Source organism: Pseudarthrobacter sp. C4D7 (genome assembly GCF_013359725.1).
Classification (GTDB): domain Bacteria; phylum Actinomycetota; class Actinomycetes; order Actinomycetales; family Micrococcaceae; genus Arthrobacter.
Map to the genome: position 1 here is coordinate 51,564 of NZ_JABFMW010000019.1, position 14,605 is coordinate 66,168.

Annotated in this window: 14 protein-coding genes; 9 read left to right on the forward strand and 5 right to left on the reverse strand. The window is 68.1% G+C overall.

Translation table 11 applies throughout. From position 1 onward, the window contains the following. Positions 1-95: 95 nt before the first annotated feature. The 3 genes from HNO81_RS13780 to HNO81_RS13790 all read left to right on the forward strand — a co-directional run bounded on the left by HNO81_RS13780 (position 96) and on the right by HNO81_RS13790 (position 3,024). Positions 96-641, forward strand: a complete 546-nt coding sequence (locus HNO81_RS13780) for a gluconokinase (protein WP_175318669.1) — start codon at positions 96-98, stop codon at positions 639-641. A gap of 37 nt (positions 642-678) precedes the next feature. Beyond that, positions 679-2,082, forward strand: coding sequence for a GntP family permease (locus HNO81_RS13785; RefSeq protein ID WP_175318670.1), 1,404 nt, complete (start codon positions 679-681; stop codon positions 2,080-2,082). A gap of 114 nt (positions 2,083-2,196) precedes the next feature. Beyond that, positions 2,197-3,024: an SDR family NAD(P)-dependent oxidoreductase gene (locus HNO81_RS13790; protein ID WP_254703479.1), complete on the forward strand. Its 828-nt coding sequence runs from the start codon at positions 2,197-2,199 to the stop codon at positions 3,022-3,024. A 30-nt stretch (positions 3,025-3,054) separates the two neighbouring features. On the opposite strand, the gene HNO81_RS13795 is transcribed toward HNO81_RS13790, so the two are convergent. Together HNO81_RS13795 and HNO81_RS13800 are read right to left on the reverse strand one after the other, a co-directional pair. Beyond that, a complete protein-coding gene (locus HNO81_RS13795; RefSeq protein WP_175318672.1) occupies positions 3,055-4,749 on the reverse strand; it encodes a phospholipase C in 1,695 nt (564 codons plus the stop codon). A 134-nt stretch (positions 4,750-4,883) separates the two neighbouring features. After that, positions 4,884-6,296, reverse strand: coding sequence for a PLP-dependent aminotransferase family protein (locus HNO81_RS13800; protein ID WP_175318673.1), 1,413 nt, complete (start codon positions 6,294-6,296; stop codon positions 4,884-4,886). Here HNO81_RS13800 and HNO81_RS13805 point away from each other — a divergent pair. Continuing rightward, on the forward strand, positions 6,295-7,218 hold the full coding sequence (locus HNO81_RS13805) for a DMT family transporter (RefSeq protein ID WP_175318674.1): 924 nt from the start codon (positions 6,295-6,297) through the stop codon (positions 7,216-7,218). The genes HNO81_RS13800 and HNO81_RS13805 overlap by 2 nt on opposite strands. A gap of 18 nt (positions 7,219-7,236) precedes the next feature. After that, a complete protein-coding gene (locus HNO81_RS13810; protein ID WP_175318675.1) occupies positions 7,237-7,857 on the forward strand; it encodes an FMN-binding negative transcriptional regulator in 621 nt (206 codons plus the stop codon). A gap of 21 nt (positions 7,858-7,878) precedes the next feature. Here HNO81_RS13810 and rlmC read toward each other — a convergent pair whose 3' ends face one another. Then, positions 7,879-9,006, reverse strand: coding sequence for a 23S rRNA (uracil(747)-C(5))-methyltransferase RlmC (gene rlmC / locus HNO81_RS13815; RefSeq protein WP_175318676.1), 1,128 nt, complete (start codon positions 9,004-9,006; stop codon positions 7,879-7,881). Positions 9,007-9,215: 209 nt separating this feature from the next. Here rlmC and HNO81_RS13820 point away from each other — a divergent pair, with 209 nt between their 5' ends. Together HNO81_RS13820 and HNO81_RS13825 are read left to right on the forward strand one after the other, a co-directional pair. Further along, positions 9,216-10,652 carry an amino acid permease gene (locus tag HNO81_RS13820; RefSeq protein WP_175318677.1) on the forward strand — a complete coding sequence of 479 codons (1,437 nt, stop codon included), beginning with the start codon at positions 9,216-9,218 and terminating at the stop codon, positions 10,650-10,652. A gap of 183 nt (positions 10,653-10,835) precedes the next feature. Then, positions 10,836-11,609, forward strand: coding sequence for an IclR family transcriptional regulator C-terminal domain-containing protein (locus HNO81_RS13825; RefSeq protein WP_175318678.1), 774 nt, complete (start codon positions 10,836-10,838; stop codon positions 11,607-11,609). Here HNO81_RS13825 and HNO81_RS13830 read toward each other — a convergent pair. Next, entirely contained in the window at positions 11,597-12,358 is a 762-nt protein-coding gene (locus HNO81_RS13830; RefSeq protein ID WP_175318679.1) for an IclR family transcriptional regulator, read from the reverse strand. The two genes, HNO81_RS13825 and HNO81_RS13830, sit on opposite strands and share 13 nt — an antisense overlap. A 100-nt stretch (positions 12,359-12,458) precedes the next feature. On the opposite strand from HNO81_RS13830, the gene mmuM reads away from it, so the two are divergent. Next, complete coding sequence (mmuM, locus tag HNO81_RS13835; RefSeq protein WP_175318680.1) at positions 12,459-13,418, forward strand: homocysteine S-methyltransferase; 960 nt, start codon at positions 12,459-12,461, stop codon at positions 13,416-13,418. A 26-nt stretch (positions 13,419-13,444) separates the two neighbouring features. On the opposite strand, the gene HNO81_RS13840 is transcribed toward mmuM, so the two are convergent. Beyond that, positions 13,445-13,996 carry a dihydrofolate reductase family protein gene (locus HNO81_RS13840; RefSeq protein WP_175318681.1) on the reverse strand — a complete coding sequence of 184 codons (552 nt, stop codon included), beginning with the start codon at positions 13,994-13,996 and terminating at the stop codon, positions 13,445-13,447. A gap of 222 nt (positions 13,997-14,218) precedes the next feature. On the opposite strand from HNO81_RS13840, the gene HNO81_RS13845 reads away from it, so the two are divergent. Next, positions 14,219-14,605, forward strand: coding sequence for a hypothetical protein (locus HNO81_RS13845; protein ID WP_175318682.1), 387 nt, complete (start codon positions 14,219-14,221; stop codon positions 14,603-14,605).

Here is a 14,605-nt window from a genome sequence, read left to right on the forward strand (position 1 = left end):
GATCAAAAAGGTGATACCTTATCGCTTGGCCTTAATCACATCGGGCCACAGCGAGCTTCTTCGAAAGCCAAAGACGTCTTCTCCGGAGGTATGACATGCAGTATCCAGCCACGCACCTGGTCGTCATGGGCGTTGCCGGTTCCGGCAAATCCACCTTGGCCGCCGCCCTTTCCCGGCAACTGGGCTGGGCCTGCGCCGAAGCCGATGAGTTTCACCCCGCAGCGAACATCACCAAGATGAGCCAGGGCATTCCCCTCCAGGACGAGGACCGCTGGCCGTGGCTGCAGGAGATCCGCGACTGGATGACCGCTCAGGCTGCCGGCGGCACGAGCACCGTGCTCACCTGCTCCGCGCTCAAGCGGACGTACCGGGACCTGCTCTCCGGCGCCCAGGGCCGGGTCATCTTCCTCCACCTGGACGGTGGGGCGGAGCTGATCGGCCAGCGCATGCAGGGCCGGGAAGGGCACTTCATGCCGCCCACGCTGCTCCCCAGCCAGCTGGCCACCCTGGAGCCGCTCACCCGCGAAGAGCTCGACGCCGGCAGCCTCCGCCTGGACATATCGCGCTCACCCGAAGAACTGGTCGCCGCCGTCATGCAGGCCCTTAACCTCCCCTCCGGCCAGGCGCCCTGCGCGTCCTGACCCACCCAAATCCCCAACCCTGTTTCAAAGGAGAACCATGACCATCGAAGGATGGACCCAGACATTGGGCGCAGGTCCACTGCTGCTCATTGCCGCGGCTGCAATTCTTGTGCTGCTGTTCCTGATCATCCGGCTGCGGATGCACGCCCTGATCGCCCTGATCCTCATCAGCCTCGCCACCGCGTTCGCCACCGGCATCCCGGCCAACCAAGTGGTTCCAGTGCTGGTCAACGGCTTCGGCAGCACCCTGGGAACAGTGGCACTGCTGGTGGGCCTCGGCGCCATGCTGGGCCGGATCGTCGAAACCAGCGGCGGCGCAAAGGTCCTGGCCGACTACCTGATCGGCGTCTTCGGTGAAAAGCGTGCACCGTTCGCACTGGGCCTTGCCTCGCTGATCTTTGGCTTCCCCATCTTCTTCGACGCCGGCCTGGTGGTCATGCTGCCCGTGGTCTTCGCCGTCGCACACCGCCTCGGCGGGGGCGTCCTCCGCTACGGCCTGCCCGCAGCCGGCGCGTTTTCCGTGATGCACATCTTCCTGCCGCCGCACCCGGGCCCGGTGTCCGCAGCCACCTTCTTTGACGCGAACATCGGCCTGGTCCTGATCGCCGGCCTGATCACCGCCATCCCCACCTGGTACGTCACCACCTACCTTTACGGCCTGCGCACCGGCAAGAAACTGGTCCTGCCCGTTCCCGAAATCCTGGGCCACGCCAGCGCCGAAGCAGAGTCCAACCCGCCGCGTTTCCGCACCATCGTTGGCCTCCTGCTGCTGCCCCTGGTCCTGATCTTCCTCAACACCGGCCTGAACACGCTGGCATCCTCCGGCGCCCTGGACGCGAGCGTCAAGAAGGAACAGTGGTTCCAGGTGCTGCGGACCATCGGTGAGACCCCAGTGGCGCTGCTGATCGCCGTCCTGGTGGCCATGTTCGTCCTGGGCACCCGCCGTGGCCGCAACGCCGCCACCCTGGAAAAGCTGCTGGAATCCTCGCTGGGCCCGGTGTGCTCGGTCATCCTGATCACGGGCGCCGGCGGCATGTTCGGCGGTGTCCTGCGCACCTCGGGCATCGGCAAGGCACTCGCGGACGTCCTGGGCGGGGTGGGCATCCCGCTCATCCTGGCCGGCTTCCTGATCTCCTCCATCCTCCGCATTGCGCAGGGTTCGGCCACGGTGGCGCTGACCACCACCGCGGGCCTGATTGCCCCGGCCGTGGCCGCTGCGGGACTGAACGGGATGCAGGTTGCCGCCCTGGTCATTGCCGTTGCCGCCGGCTCGGTAGTGGTCTCCCACGTCAACGACTCCGGCTTCTGGCTGGTGGGCCGCTTCTTCGGCATGGACGTCAAGACCACCCTGAAGACCTGGACCGTCATGGAAACCCTGATCGGCGTCATGGGCTTCGCCATCGCTGTTGCCATCTTCCTGGTGGCCGGCGCGGTGGGCTGACCCTCCCGGTGATGGGCGCGGCGGGGCGGCTGGTGGGAACACCGGCCGCCCCGCCGTCGTTATGCCCCTTGGTGCGCCATGCCGGTGCGCCGCCCGCTGACCAAAGGACACCCCTTGACGACTCCCCGCACCATCGTGATCACCGGCGCCAGCGACGGCATTGGAGCGGCAGCCGCGAGGACACTGGCCCGGGCAGGTGAGCAGGTGGTGGTTGTGGGCCGCTCCGCAGGCAAGACGCGCGCCCTGGCCGCAGACATTGGCGCCGACCACTACCTGGCCGATTTCGCTGACCTTTCCCAGGTCCGGGACCTTGCGGACAAGCTGCAGGCCAACTACCCGCGCATCGACGTCCTGGCCAACAACGCCGGCGGCATCATGGGCAAGCGCACGCTCACCGTGGACGGCAATGAGACCACCTTCCAGGTCAACCACCTCGCGCCGTTCCTGCTCACCACCCGCCTCATGGACACGCTGACCGCCAGCGGGGCCAAGGTGGTCAACACCTCCAGTGCCGCCAACAACTTCGGCAAGCTGGACCTGTTCGACCTCAACGCCGAGCACGGGTACAGCACCAACCGGGCCTACGGCACGGGCAAGCTCGCCAACATCCTGTTCACCTCCGAGCTGCACCGCCGCTTCCACGACCAGGGGATTACGACGGCGGCATTCCACCCGGGCGTGGTCCGCACCAACTTCGCGGCCGACTCGGGCAGCCCGTGGCGGCACGCCTACACCACCTTGTTGAACCGCTTCATGCTCAGCCCGGACCAGGGTGCCGACACCATGCTCTGGCTGATCAACGGCACCGCAGGCACGGACTGGATCTCCGGGGCCTACTACGCCAAGCGCGCCCTGGCCAAGGCCAACGCCCAGGCCTACGACGCCGGACTGGCCCGTGGGCTGTGGGAGAAGAGCGAACAGCTGGTGGCTGCGTTCGCCTGAGCCGCCACGAACGGCAGCAGAGGGGTTAGGTCACCGCCCTGCCGGGTGCCCGTTATGGGTGATTGAGGCGACCGTACCGGTCTGTTCGTTCAGCAGGACCTTGTCGTTGCGTTCATGATGGAAGTTGAACATTGCCTCCACTGACCCGGCCTCCGCATCGGCCGAGGAGTCGCCGATCCTGCCGGTGTGCCAGTTGTCCTCAATGAACCGCAGGATGGAGGCCTGGTCGGTTTCGGTGTGGTCTACAAAGTTCTTCTTCGCATACGGGGAGATGACCACCAGGGGCTGGCGGGGGCCGGGTCCGCAGCGGTCGGCGTAGCCGCCGGCCACGGGGACGCCGTTCGCCGCGGCGTTCTGGCACCATGCGGCGTCGTCGGTGCCGGCGGAGGCGTTCTTCGGCTGCGCGGCGGCGTGGTCGTACCAGCCGTCGGAGTCGTCATAGGCGAGTACCACGGCCGTGTTGTCCCAGTTCCTGGACTGCTGGATCTGGTTGACGGTTTTGGCGATGAAGTTCTGCTCGTCGACCGGATCCGAGTAGGCGGCATGGCCGTCCTGGTACATGTCCGCCTTCAGGAAGGAGACGGCCGGCATGTTGTCGCTGTCCACCACCTTGCTGAAATCGGTCAGGTCGTACTGGTGGTTGGCCTGGCCGTCGTGTCCGATTTCCGCGTCCGATGCCGGTGCCAGGTGGTGCGGGTTGGCGGTGGACGCGTAGTACTGGAAGGGCTGGTGGTGCGGGGAGTAGTCCACCACGGAGGCGCCGGCGGCGTTGGTGTGGCTGGCAAGGCATGATGCCGGGGCCGTGCCGGTGGCGGGTGTGGTGGGGGTGAAGCCGCCCTGGAACCAGCCCCAGGACGTGCCCTGGGCGCTGAGCAGGTCGCCAATGTTCCTGCCGGTCATGCCGGCAAGGTTGCTGGCCTTGGCATGGCTGTTGTTGGAGCAGTCATCGTAGACCGGGTCGGGGTCGTTGATCACCGTTCCGACGCCGTTTGCGTCGGGCTGGCGGACCGCGCTGCTTCCGGTGGCCGGCGTGGCGACGGGCTTGCCGTCGGCGGTGTATTCCTTGGCGCCGTGGGTCTGGCCCGAAATCAGGTTCAGCGCGCCGGGGGTGGACGGACCGAAGACGGTGCTGAAGTGGTTGTCGCTCATGGCGTAGTTCTGGGCGTAGTTCCAGATGCCGGTGACGGTGTTGCCGTCGTAGTAGTCCATGGTCAGGCCGGGGCGGCCGTACTGGTTGGTGCCGCAGGCGTCGCGGCTGGTGAACTGGACGAACTTGTCCATCAGTCCGCCGTTGTAGGCGTTCTGCTCGGCCTTGTAGCCGTGGTCCTGGTCGCAGGTGACGGCCTGCATCGGGGAGAGACGCGCGGGCTGGACGGAGTTGGGGTTGTTGGGCGCCAGCAGGCCGGCGTTGGCCAGGGTATTGATGTTCTTGGGTGTGTCGTCCGCCGCCGTGAAGGAGCCGGCGGGGGAGCCTGAACCCTGCAGCGTCTCACCGGGTGTGTTTGCGGCCTGGGGATAGGTGGCGAAGTAGTGGTCGAATGACACGTTTTCCTGGAAGAGGACCACAACGTGCTGGATGGGCGTCGCCGTGGCGTCCTGGGTGCCGGCGGCTGTGGCCGGGCCGGCGCTGACGCCGACCAGTCCGGCCGTCACTGCCGAAGCGGCCAGGACGGCGGCGCCGGTGGCCGCAGCAACTCTGTTCTTGGTGAATTTTGTGGAGCTCATGGGAGGGGCCTCTTAAGGTTGGGGTCTCAACAGGAGCTCTCAAGTTACTCAGGGGTAATGAACCGGGAATGGCGGAACGGTGAACTGCCGCTGTCGCAGGCCTGACCGGTTGGCGCCGGGTCCGGCCCGGAATCCTATCCGCTGTTGCGGGCGAGCGCCTCGCCAATGATCCGGGCACCTTCCGGGTAGGCACCCGGGTTGGGGCCGGAGTAGTTGAGGCGGATGAATGCTCCGGCGGGCTCGGCCGGAAACCACTCGGTGCCGGCGGCGATGATCACGCCGGCATCCTCGCAGTCCCGCGCCAGCCGGGGAAGGCCGGTGGTGTCCGGGAGGCGCACCCACAGGTTGAGCCCGCCTTTGGGCAGATTGTCGATGTGTGCCTGCGGGACGTGTTCCCGGATGCTGGTGGCCAGCAGGTCGCGGCGGGACTGGAGCTGCTGGCGGAGGCTGCGCAGGTGGGTTTGCCACCCTGGTTGCGTCACCACGTCCAGTGCCGCTGCCTGGAGGAGTCCGCTGACATACATGGACTCGGCGGCGCGGTGGGCCAGGATGCGTTCGCGCGCCGGCCCGCGCACAATCACCGCCGCAATGCGGATGGCCGTGGACACGCTCTTGGTCAAGGACCGGATGTAGACCACGTGGCCGGAGTCATCGCGCGTTGCCAGCGGAAGGGGGTTTGAGGTGATGCCGAAGTCGTGGGCCCAGTCGTCCTCCACCAGGAAGGCCCCATGCCTGCGGGCAACGTCAAGGATCTCCTCGCCACGGCCCGGCGCCCACTGCGCGCCGGTGGGGTTGGAATAGTTGGGCTGCGCGTAGAACGCCCGCGCTCCGGTCTCCGCGAAGGCGCGGTCGACGTCGGCAGGGTCCGGGCCGTCAGGCCCCGTGGGCACCGGGACCAGCCGCACCCCGGTCTGGGCGGCGGCGAGGATGGCACCCCAATACGACGGCGATTCGATGAGCAGCGGCTGGCCGGCGCCCACCAGCGCGCGGAAGATGGAGCTAAGTCCGCTTTGGCTGCCGGGCAGGATGATGACGTCGTTCGGCGTTGGGGGCGTGATCCCCACGGGGGTCGCAGAGCCCAGCTCCTGGGCGAACCACTGCTGCAGTTCGGGCATGCCCGCGGCAGGTGGCCGGGACAGGGCTGCGTCGCCGCGTGCGGCCCGGGCCAGCGCGGACCGGACCAGCCGCTCCGGCAGCAGCTCCCGGTCCGGGTAGCCGGAATGGAACCAAATGGCGTCGGCAGGGACGTTCCGCATGGTGCCTGACGACGTCGGCAGCGGAGATACGGGGGACCGCAGGGCCGCGGTCTGCCAGCCGTAGTCCGACGGGCGGGCGGTGCGGACGGCACGGACAAACGTCCCGACGCCGGGCCGGCTGTCGATCAGGCCCTGCGCGGCCAGCACCTGCAGGGCTTTCTGGACCGTCACCGGGCTCGCCTGGTACTCGGCCACAAGCGAGCGGGTTGACGGCAGTTTGGCTCCCGGCGCCGCGCCCGCAACCCACTGCCGGAGTGCCGCCACGATCCTTGAACTGCTATCGTTGTTCATGAAAGAACATAGTAGCGCTACTGCCCTGGTGGGCCCAGTGATACTGCCCCGGCGGTCTTCCGGAATCTGGTGGGGCCTGGTGGGTGTCGCGGCCTTCTCCTTCACGGTTCCCTTCACCAAGGTGGCCGTCGCCGGCCTGCCGCCGTTGTTCATCGGTTCCGGCCGTGCAGTAGTGGCCGCCGTCCTTGCCGCCGCGGCCCTCGCGGTCACCCGGCAGCGGCTGCCGCTACCCCGCACCTGGCTGCGCCTTGCGCTCGTGGCCGGCGGCGTCGTCGCAGGCTTCCCGTTGCTGACGTCCTATGCCCTTACCGCCGTGCCGGCCGGGCACAGTGCCGTGGTGATTGCCCTCCTGCCCGCCGCCACGGCCACTGCCGCGGTGCTCAGGACGGGGGAACGGCCGCCGGCTCCTTTCTGGGCCGTCACGATGCTTGGCTCCCTGGCAGCCATCTCCTTCGCTTTCCTGCAGTCGGGCGGTATCGGCCACCTGCACTGGGCGGACCTCCTGCTGCTCGGTGCCGTGGCGTGCGCCGCCGTCGGCTATGCGGAGGGAGGCCTGCTGGCCAGGGAACTCGGCTCGTGGCAGACCGTTGCCTGGGCACTGGTCCTTGCCGCGCCGGCCATGCTGGTCCTGGCCGCGGCATCGGTCCAGGGCCAGCCGCCGTCGGCCAGTCCAGTCCAGTGGGCGGCGTTCGGCTACCTTGCCGTGGTGAGCATGTTCCTTGGCTTCTTCGCCTGGTACCGGGGGCTGGCCATCGGCCCCATGGCGCAGGTGAGCCAGGTCCAGCTGCTCCAGCCCGTCCTGAGTATCTGCTGGGCCGCGCTCCTGCTGGGCGAGGCATTGACGTGGACCACCGCCATCGGCGCCCTTTCCGTCATCCTCTGCGCCGGTGCAGCGGTCCGCGTCCGGATCAAGACCCCCTGACCACCCGAAAGGACCCCCATGTACATTCCTGCCCATTTCGCTGCCGAACCCGGCGCCGTCCGGAACCTCCTGGCCCATCCCGGCGCCGCCAACCTGGTGACCATGACCGGTGCCGGCCTGCTGGCAACGCTGCTGCCCGTCGCATTCAACCCGGGAGTGGGGGAGCACGGGGCCCTCCAAGCGCACATGGCCCGGAACAACCCACAGTGGTCCACCGCGCCAACCGGTGAAGCGCTGGCCATCATCCAGGGCGCCGATAACTACATCTCGCCGTCGTGGTACGCCTCCAAAGCCGAACACGGCCGGGTGGTCCCCACCTGGAACTACAGCACGGCGCACGTTTATGGCGAACTGGTGGTCCATGACGACGCCGGCTGGCTGGCCCGGCACGTCCGCCACCTGACCGGACTGCATGAGGGCGGCCGGCCGGACCCCTGGGCCGTGGACGACGCCCCGGAAAAGTTCATCGCCGGGCAGCTGCGCGCCATCGTGGGCGTGGAGCTGGTGATCACCCGGATCGAGGCGAAGGAGAAACTGAGCCAGAACCGCTCGGCAGCCGATGCCGCAGGAGTGGCAGCGGGCCTCAGGGCCAGCGGGCGGGAAGCCGCCGCGGCCGCCGTCGAACGCGTCCGTACTTGAGCCCTGGGAAACCGGGCGGTGCTAGGCCGTCCGTTCCAGGAGCACCATCACTTCGTAATGCGTGGTCTGCGGGAACATGTCCAGGACCCGAGCCCGCCGGGCAGTGAAGGAGGGCAGCGCGGCCAGGTCGCGGGCCAGCGACTGGGCGTTGCAGCTGGAGTACACCACGTGCTGCACGCCGGAGGATTCCAGCCAGCCGCACAATTCCTTGCCGATGCCGCGCCGAGGCGGGTTCACGATCACCAGCTCCGGCGACTGCCCCGCAGCGAGGGCGAACGCGGTGGCGTCCCCGGCCTGGAACTCCATGCCCGCCAGGCCCGCCTCGTCACTGCTGAGCCGCGCCGAAACAATGGCCTCACTGCTGGCCTCGATGCCCGTGACCGTGCGGGACGGAGCCGCGCTGTGGAGGGCGAACCCGCCCACGCCGCAGTACAGGTCCCATACCGAAGCGGGCGCCAGTTCGTTGACCCACTCGCGCCCCTGCCGGTACAGGGCCGCGGCCATGCCGGTGTTGGTCTGGAAAAAGCTCTGCGGGCGGAGGTGCAGGTTGATGTCATTGACCCGCATCTCCAGGGTGGACTGCTCCGTCAGCAGGATCTCGCGCTCTCCTTCGAGCACGGCCTTGTGCTCCGGGAGCAGGTTGACGGAGACCACCTTGACCTGCGGCAGGTCCGCCAGGAGTTCGGGGAGGTGCTTCCGGATCCGCGGCAGGGTCTGCTCGGAGCGGAGGACCAGGCGGAGCATGATCTCACCTGCCGGGGATTCGGTGATAATGACGTGCTTGAGTTCCCCGGTCCGTTTCGGGACGTCGTAGGGCGTCAGACGGAGGCGGCGGATGTAGGTGGCCAGCACCGGGAAGACGGCCCGCAGGCCGGGGGAGCAGACGCCGCACTTGCGCAGGTCCACACCGTGGCCGTCGGCGTCGAGGATGCCGATGGTGGGGTTCTGTGCCGTCCCGCCGACCACCATTTTGGCCTTGTTGCGGAAGCCGGACTCCTGGCTGGCCACGGGCTCCAGCCATTCCAGTTTCGTGTGACCGGACAGGAGGCCCTGGCAGTGCAGCTGTTTGCCGGCCAGCTGTTCGGCGTACGGCCTGCCCATCTGGGTGCAGGAGCGGCAGGTGCCGGCATCAAAGTAGGAACAGCGCATGACTGGTCAAGTTTACCCGGTCGCCTTCCCGGCCACGACGGCAAGGGACGACGGAGGCCCCCGGCGAACCGCCGCCCCGCACCGCTCGCTGCACTCAAGGGCGTCATTGCGTGCAACATAAGCATGCACCCATGCCTTCAACGACCGGAAAATTCGGCAGCCGTGCTACTTTCGGCACTGACACCGTGCATTTCTTCGTTTGGAGACCCGTGGAACCCACACCCCCGCTCACCCTCGACCCACGGCCTGCGGCAACGCAGCCGGTGGAGTCCTCCCTGCGCCGGTCCATGGGGCCGCGCCACCTGGTGATGATCGCCATGGGCGGGGTGATTGGTTCGGGCCTCTTCGTCAGCTCGGGCTACACCATTTCGCAGGCCGGACCCTTTGGCGCCGTCATCGCCTACCTGGTGGGTGCGTTCGTGGTGTACCTGGTGATGGCATGCTTGGGGGAACTGGCCATCGCCTATCCCGTCTCCGGGGCCTTCCATATCTACGCCGCCCGCTCCATCGGGCCCGCCACGGGGTTCGCCACCGCCTGGCTGTACTGGCTCTGCTGGGCCGTGGCCATTGGCTCAGAGTTCACCGCATCCGGACTCCTCATGCAGCGCTGGTTCCCGGACGTCGAGGTGTGGGTCTGGTGCCTTGTCTTCGCCGCCATCCTCTTTGGCTTCAACGCCGTCTCTTCCCGGTTCTTCGGCGAGGCCGAGTTCTGGTTCGCCATTGTTAAGGTGGCCGCCATCATCGGGCTGATCGTCCTGGGCGGGGCGGCGCTATTCGGCTTCCACCCGCTCAGCAGCGGCGGCAACCACCCCTTCCTGCTGCAGAATTTCGCCACCGAATCGGGCCTCTTCCCCAACGGCTTCACCGGCATCCTGGTCACGGTGCTGGCCGTCTTCTACGCCTTTTCCGGGTCGGAACTTATCGGTGTCGCCGCCGGGGAGACCAAGGATCCCGCAACGGCCATTCCCAAGGCCATGCGCACCACCGTGATCCGGCTGCTGATCTTCTTCGTGGGCGCCATCACCGTCATCGCCGCCACCATCCCCTACACCGAAGTGGGACTGGATGAGAGCCCGTTCGTCACGGTGTTCTCCGCCATCGGGGTGCCGTTCGCCGCGGACATCATGAACTTCGTCATCATCACGGCCCTGCTCTCGGCCGGAAACAGCGGCCTCTACTCCTGCGCCCGGATGCTCTATTCGCTCGCCGATGAAGGGCATGCACCCCGCGCCCTGAAGAAGCTGAACCGCCGCGGCATTCCCCTGGTGGCCCTCTCCGTGAGCATGGTGGGCGGCCTGGCTTCCCTGCTCAGCAGCGTGGTGGCCCCGGAAACCGTCTACCTGGTCCTCGTCTCGGTGGCGGGCTTTGCCGTGGTGGGTGTCTGGATGTCCATCACCGCGTCGCACTACTTCCACCGACGCGCGTTCATCCGCGACGGCGGGGATGTCTCCACCCTTGCCTACCGCGCACCACTGTTCCCGGTGGTCCCCATCCTCGCGTTCTCCCTGTGCGTCATCTCCCTGGTCGGCATCGCCCTCGACCCGGCCCAGGCGGCCGCCCTCTACTTCGGCATCCCCTTCGTTGCCGCCTGCTACGTGTACTTCCACTTCCGGCATGGGCGCGGGGCGGTGCGGGCCGGGCGGTAGGCAGGACCGGACGACGGCGGCAGCGCCCGGGGCAGCACGCGCACCGGCGTGGGTGCCGGCGTCGTCCATTCCCCTGGCTGCCTGGCTGCGTGACTGCCTGGCTGCGTGACTGCCTGGCGGGTGCGGTTCCTCCGGCCGTGGAACAATGGGGCCGTTATTGAGCAGCCGGGAGGGCAGGAAAGCGTGGAACCAATGGCCGAGGCGTCCTCCATGGCACAGGGACTGCGGATCCTGCGGCACGTGGTGGAACGGGAAAAGCGGGGGCAGGCGCCGCCGGGTGTTTCGCAGCTCGCCGCGGAGCTCGGCATCGAACAGAGCAGGGTGTCACGGCTGGCCCAGGAGCTGTGCGGCCTGGAGCTGCTGGAGCGCTTTGACCGGGGACCGTTCCGCGCCGGCCCGCGCTTTTTCGCCCTGGCGGCGGCGTTGAACACGGGCTGGGTCCGGGCGGCGAAACCCCAGCTCGAGGCGTTGGTCGCTGAACTGGGAGTACGGGCCCGCCTCTCGATCCGTGATGGGTACCGCGTCATCCTGCTCCGCGCGTCCAGCAACGAAGCCGTGCCCGGCAGCTTCGTGGTGCCCGGCATGGTCACCCCCGTCTGGTGCACCGGCGCCGGCAGGGCTCTGCTCTGGGACCTCGACCGGGTCCAACTCGGTGAACTGCTCGCGGACGTCAATTACATCGGCATCGGCGGGCCGGGAGCCGCCCACGCCACGGACGGGATCTGGGACCTCATGGTCCGCGACCGGGCCGCCGGCTTCATTTCCGCCGACGAGGAATTCGAGCATGGCGTGGTGGAGCTCGCGGTACCTGTGCGGGATGCCGCCGGCTCCATCATCGGAGCGCTCAGCGTGCTGGGGACCCGGGCGGAGCTCGGAACTGATTCAGCGTCGGCTGCCAGGGTGCTGGCGACTGCCGCCGCGCGCCTCCGTGACGCCCCGGAGGCTCAGCCGCGGTAGCCGAGCCTTGACTCAAGCCACCGGCCCTGTTCCACGAGGGCAGCACCGCACAGTTCACGCCGCGGTTCCAGCCGTTCCTTGATGCCCACGATCTGCAGGGCCGCCACTACGTCACCCTTGAAGTCGCGGACCGGCACGGCCAGCGAGTACAGCCCGGGCTCGGCTTCTTCGTCCACGATCGAGTAGCCGCGGGCGCGGGCGCCGTCCCTCTGTGCCAGGAACGCACCCACGCTGTCCGGGGTGTTGGGACCATGGGGCTTGAAGTCGACGTGGGCAAACACAGTCCGGACTTCCGCTTCCGTGGCTTCCCACAGGACTGCCTGGCCCGCGTCGCTGCAGTAGGCGGGGTAGGGCCGGCCCAGCCACGAACCCACCAGGTTGCTGCCGGGCGGGACACTCTCGCAGATGGTCACCGTGCTGTCGCCGCGCAGGACCCCGAGGAAGCATGCTTCATCCGTCACGGTTGCCAGGGCTTCCAACGCGGTGGCGCCGTCAGCCTGGAGCCGGCGATCGGTCAGCAGCTGGGCGTCGGTGAAGACGGACCAGTCCAGGGCGTAGGTGCGCGTGGCGGTGCGGACAAGGAAGCCTTCCTGGCCGCCGGTGCGCAGGCTGCGGGACACCTGGCTGCGGTCCCGGTCCAGGTCGGCGGCGATCCCGGCGGCCGTCCCGCCGGGAAGGCCGCGCGCTTGGCGTGCCCCAACAGCAAGCAGGGCCTGGATCCCGCGGCCCATGCTGGAGGTCTTCGACATGGGTGTGAGTCTAGCGATCCGGGTGGGGGACGCTGCTGCAGGCCGTCGCCGTGGCAGGTAACACTCAGTAAATGCATGAACCCATGCCTATAGTGAACATATGCCTGCCATGTCTCCGCTCTCCGCCCTTCTGGAACCGGGGCAGCAGCCGCTGATTGCCGACGGCGCCCTCGCCACCGAACTGGAGGCACGCGGCTGCAACCTCGATGATCCCCTGTGGTCTGCCAAAGTCCTGCTGGAGCGGCCAGAACTCATCCGTGACGTCCACCGCGACTATTTTTTGGCGGGCGCCAACATCGCCACCACCGCCAGCTACCAGGCAACGCCCCAAGGGTTTGCGGCACGGGGAATGACCCAGAACGAAGCCCTGGAGCTGGTTGGACTGTCCGTCCGCCTGGCCGACGAGGCGCGGCAGGAGTACCGGGCGGACCATCCGGACGCCGGGCCGCTGCTGGTGGCCGGCTCGGTGGGCCCCTACGGCGCCTACCTGGCGGACGGGTCCGAGTACCGCGGGGACTACTCACTGACCCCGGGCCAGTTCAAGGACTTCCATGCGGCCCGCATCGCGGCGCTGGTGGATGCGGGCGTGGATGTCCTTGCCCTCGAGACGCTGCCCTCCTTCGCCGAAGCGGAGGCGCTCCTGGCGCTTTCCCGGGAACACGGCGTGGACGCCTGGGTTTCCTTTTCACTGCGCGACGGCGCCCACATCAGCGACGGCACGTCCCTGGCCGATGTGGCGCAGCTGGTGGACGGACAGCCGGGAGTCGCGGCTGTGGGGGTGAACTGCGTGCCGATCCACCTTGTTGGGCCAGCGCTTGCTGCCCTGCGCCGGCACACGGACAAGCCCCTGGTGGCCTACCCGAACTCAGGTGAAACCTACGATTCCGCCACCAAGACCTGGAGCGGGGCGCTTGACGGCGACGGCGGTGCGGCCGGGGGAGCGGCACCGCCAACCCTCGCTGCCGGCGCGGCCGAATGGCTGGCCCGTGGCGCGCAAATCCTCGGCGGCTGCTGCCGGACCACTCCGGCGGACATCGCGGCTTTGGCTGCCCACGCCTGACCCCCGGGCCGGCCCGGTAAAGCAACTTAGTCCGCGCGCACCCCGTACGTGCTCAGTACGTTGCCTTTGCTGGTGGTCGACTGCTCCTGCAGCACCAGCCGGGTCAGTGGGTCGCCGTCCTCGAAAAGCCGGCGGCCGCTGCCTGCGATCACCGGGTGGGTCATCAGCTGCAGTGAGTCCAACAGCCCGGCGAACAGCAGCTGGCGCACCACGGAGATGCTTCCGCACACGGCGATTTCGCCGCCGTCGCGCTCCTTCAACGCGGCCACGAACTCCGGCAGCGGGGCATCCATCACCTGCGAGTTCTGCCATTCCAGCGGTCCGGTCAGCGTGCGCGACGCAACGAACTTCTCCACGGGGTTGATGAACGCGGCGAAGTCCTGGTCCTGCGGCGCGGTGGGCCAGTAACCGGCCCACTCCTGGTAGCTGACGCGGCCAAGGATGACGGTGTCCACGGAGTTGATCATCCGGGTCAGGCCCTCCCCGAGTTCCCCGTCGAAGCTGTCGAACTGGAACTTGAAAGGTTCGGACACCACCCCGTCCACGGAGTGGAACAGGCCGGCTGTGACTCTACGCATGGAAGCCTCCAAAAATTGAGTGGACAGGCCTTACGGTATTCGGCCAAGCCCTGCGCGGGAAGGGTTTTGGGCGGCCGGTTTCGGCCCGGAAAACCGGACGACGGCGGCAGCTGAGTTAGCTTCATCACTCGCCGTGTCGTCTTGCGCAGTTTCCAACCCTCCGGGGCCCATACTGGTGAGTGAACGGCTTCCGCCGTCCCCCGGCCAGGCAGGAGGAAGTGCATGGATACCCTGAAAAAAGTCGTGACCAACCAGTATTTCCCCGCCGGTGCCGTGCTGACCGCCGTCCTGCTCTTCTGGGTCGTGGCCATGCTGGGCGGGCTGTCGCTGCTGAACAACAACCAGCCGCCGCTGACCACCCTGACCTGGATGCTGTTCGTATATGCCGCAGCCGTACTGACGCCCCTCGCGGGTCTCCTGGCCGCCGTGGACCTGGTCCGCCGCTGGCGCCGCAACCGCGCTGCCGCCTCCGCGACTGCCAACCCGGACGGCGTCCCCGCCGGTGCAGGGGACGTATCCCAGCAGGGCCAGCCACGGAACGGCCAATCCCAGTCCTCCCAGCCCGCGCCGGCCAAGCCGCAGCGCCCGGGCCGCCAGGAAGCTGCCTGA

Coding starts and splice junctions, on each gene's coding strand:
- rlmC (WP_175318676.1), bottom strand. CDS start 9,006: ATGCGCTGTTCCTACTTTGATGCCGGCACCTGCCGCTCCTGCACCCAG.
- HNO81_RS13805 (WP_175318674.1), top strand. CDS start 6,295: ATGAAAGAACATAGTAGCGCTACTGCCCTGGTGGGCCCAGTGATACTG.
- HNO81_RS13810 (WP_175318675.1), top strand. CDS start 7,237: ATGTACATTCCTGCCCATTTCGCTGCCGAACCCGGCGCCGTCCGGAAC.
- HNO81_RS13840 (WP_175318681.1), bottom strand. CDS start 13,996: ATGCGTAGAGTCACAGCCGGCCTGTTCCACTCCGTGGACGGGGTGGTG.
- HNO81_RS13795 (WP_175318672.1), bottom strand. CDS start 4,749: ATGAGCTCCACAAAATTCACCAAGAACAGAGTTGCTGCGGCCACCGGC.
- mmuM (WP_175318680.1), top strand. CDS start 12,459: ATGCCTGCCATGTCTCCGCTCTCCGCCCTTCTGGAACCGGGGCAGCAG.
- HNO81_RS13800 (WP_175318673.1), bottom strand. CDS start 6,296: ATGAACAACGATAGCAGTTCAAGGATCGTGGCGGCACTCCGGCAGTGG.
- HNO81_RS13780 (WP_175318669.1), top strand. CDS start 96: ATGCAGTATCCAGCCACGCACCTGGTCGTCATGGGCGTTGCCGGTTCC.
- HNO81_RS13845 (WP_175318682.1), top strand. CDS start 14,219: ATGGATACCCTGAAAAAAGTCGTGACCAACCAGTATTTCCCCGCCGGT.
- HNO81_RS13785 (WP_175318670.1), top strand. CDS start 679: ATGACCATCGAAGGATGGACCCAGACATTGGGCGCAGGTCCACTGCTG.
- HNO81_RS13830 (WP_175318679.1), bottom strand. CDS start 12,358: ATGTCGAAGACCTCCAGCATGGGCCGCGGGATCCAGGCCCTGCTTGCT.